General features: G+C 46.3%; 3 protein-coding genes. 2 read left to right on the top strand and 1 reads right to left on the bottom strand.

Annotated elements, in window-relative coordinates:
• Positions 1–117 precede the first annotated feature (117 nt).
• A complete protein-coding gene (locus DBO31_RS08825) occupies positions 118–645 on the top strand; it encodes a cob(I)yrinic acid a,c-diamide adenosyltransferase (protein ID WP_150824967.1) in 528 nt (175 codons plus the stop codon).
• A gap of 277 nt (positions 646–922) precedes the next feature.
• A complete protein-coding gene (locus DBO31_RS08830) occupies positions 923–1,912 on the top strand; it encodes a LysR family transcriptional regulator (protein WP_150824968.1) in 990 nt (329 codons plus the stop codon).
• Positions 1,913–2,037: 125 nt separating this feature from the next.
• On the opposite strand, the gene DBO31_RS08835 is transcribed toward DBO31_RS08830, so the two are convergent.
• Positions 2,038–2,868, bottom strand: an 831-nt coding sequence (locus tag DBO31_RS08835) for a Na+/H+ antiporter NhaC family protein (RefSeq protein WP_304466353.1), incomplete at its 5' end; no start/stop codon positions are given.

Raw genomic sequence — 2,868 nt, forward strand, 5'->3', positions numbered from 1 at the left:
AAAAAATGTATGTATGACTATGACAAATTCCATTGTCTCCCCTAATTCGTGCATCTGTGCAAGCCTTATTTTCTGTGCTATACTGAAAAAAATACTACCTGCGAGGAGGGATTTGATATGGACACAGGGCTCATTCATATTTACTGCGGTGACGGCAAAGGAAAAACGACGGCATCCCTGGGGCTGACGATCCGCTGTGCCGGCCGCGGCGGCAAGGTATTATTCACCCAGTTCCTCAAAGATATGGAAACAGGAGAACTGGCTTCGCTGGCCCGCATCCCCGGCATCACGGTCATCCGTGGCAAGGGATTTAAAAAATTCACCTTCCAGATGACACCGGAAGAATTGGCAGAAGCCAAAAAAATCCAGACACAGATGTTCGATGAAATCGTAGATACGGTACGCAAGGATCCGCCGGATATGCTCGTCCTCGATGAAATACTCGTCACCTGCAGCCTGGGCCTTCTCGATGAAGAAAAAGTACTGCAATTCCTGCGCACAAAGCCAGAAAAACTGGAAGTCGTCATGACGGGCCGCAATCCGTCACAAGCCCTTATCGACATGGCTGATTACGTATCGGAAATCTGTAAGCGCAAACACCCCTTCGATAAGGGGATAGGCGCCCGCGTCGGTATTGAAGAATAAGCCATCTATTCATGCTGAACCAAAGCTGATATAATGCGAAAAACCTGGCATAAACGTTTCCTGGCCAGGTTTTTCTTTATGACAAAAGCACTATTTATATGTAATAAACTACATATTATTCCATCACGGTTCCTGTACTTTTTATACTATCTCACTTTGTTCCGCCACTTTTCCTTTAATTTTAGGAAACACTCTGTTAAAATAATGATATACACTATATGTCGGACACTTTTTAGTTTATGTATATAGATTACCCATATATCAAGGAAGTGGCAGTATGACCTTACAACAGCTTCATTACATTGTTGAACTATCAAAGCATAATTCTATTTCAGCGGCCGCCCAGGCTCTGTTCATCGCCCAGCCCAGTCTTAGTACGGCTGTAAAAGAGCTGGAAAAAGAATTTCACATTACCATTCTGGAACGAAACCGCCATGGCATCAGTTTTACACCGGAAGGGCTGGAATTCCTCAATTATGCCAATCATATCATCGAGCAGACGACAAGCCTGCGCGAACATTTCAGTCCTCAGCAGGAAGGAGAAAAAAAGCTGCGCCTGTCTATTTCTTCCCAGCATTATATGTTTGCCGTCGATGCCCTCACCGATTATCTGCAGTCGATTATACGGAATCCCCGGTACACCATCACCTTCCGTGAAGGCCGTACTTCCCAGGTCATTCAGGATGTCATCACTCAGCGCAGCCAGATTGGCATCATTTTTATTTCCAAAATGACACAGAAATTCATGGAACGGACTCTCCGCAAAAATGGGCTGGAGTTCACAGAGCTCTTTTCCTATCCGCCTTATGTATTTATGAATACGGCTCATCCATTATCCAAATACGCTTCCCTGTCCATAGAACAGCTGGCACCATATCCCTATATCCAGTATACTCAGGAAGAAGATTCGTACCAGTTTTCTGAAGAAATCATCATCCCCGATATCAATCCCGAACGGGCCATCAATATCACCGACCGTTCCACCTTATTCAGCGTTATCGCCTCTACCGATGCCTATACAGTCGGTACAGGCATCCTGTTCCGCGCATGGGATTATTGGCCTATCGTGTCTATTCCTATGAAAAACCCGCTGGATATCATGCGCGTCGGCTGGATAAAATCCCAGACTACAAACTTATCTCCGACAGCCCGGGACTATATCGAACAATTAAAAAATACTCTCATCAACCGTGGCGTGACCCTGTCGGAATCAGCCGTCCCAAAAACAATTGATTCTGCAAAACCTGATATGCCATCAGAAAGCTAAGCAGATATAGCAAAACAAGCTGTAACAAAAGGACTTCAAAAGTCCTTTTGTTACAGCTTGTTTTATTAATACTATTCAGTCCGACAGAGGCTTCCGGAATCCAGAAGCCTCTGTCAGATGAAACCCTATGCTGTTATGGAGTTTGTGCTTTTTCCAGCACTACCTTCAACCTGACTCTGCGGTTTCTGTTCGGCAAAGTTCCAGGGATCTTTGCGGATGAAACCATCGGAGAAAGGAACGAAAACGGAAACGATGGCAGATATGCCGAGGAGATAAATGAACCAGCAATACGGCAATACTTCCAGCGGAGATACTCTGCCGTTGGCAAAGCCGACCATGATCAGCATTTGTGCGCCGTATGGGATGAGGCCCTGGAAGATAGAAGAAAATGTACTCAGGAGGGCCGCACTGCGGCGGGGATCAACGTGAAACTTATAGCAGATGCGTTTGGCAACTTCGCCGTTGATGATGATGGAAACGGTATTATTGGCCGTAGCAATATCCGTAATGGATACCAGTGCAGAAATCCCAAGTTCGGCCGAATTCTTGCCTTTGATAAAGCGCTGTACATTGACCAGCAGGTACGAAATCCCACCGGCTTTATTGACCATAGCAGCCAGGCCGCCAGTCAGCATGGAGAGGAAGAAGATATCCGTCATGCCCAGGAAGCCTTTGTAAATAGCCTGTGCAAAAGTCAGAGCCGTCAGATCTCCATAGAAGAGCCCGATAATGCCAGCCAGGACGATACCACCGGCCAGGACCAGGAATACGTTGGCACCGGCAACGGCCGTAACCAGAACGACTACATAAGGCAGAACTTTAATCAGATTATAGGGATGGTCCCCTGTGCTGACGGCCGTTTCAGAACCACCGAAAATAATCAGCAATATGACTGTCAGGATGGCCGGAATCAATGTCAGCCAGAAATTCAGGCGGAATTTATCTTTCATGGCACA

The sequence above is a fragment of the Megasphaera sp. DJF_B143 genome (genome assembly GCF_900320625.1).
GTDB lineage: Bacteria > Bacillota > Negativicutes > Veillonellales > Megasphaeraceae > Megasphaera > Megasphaera hexanoica.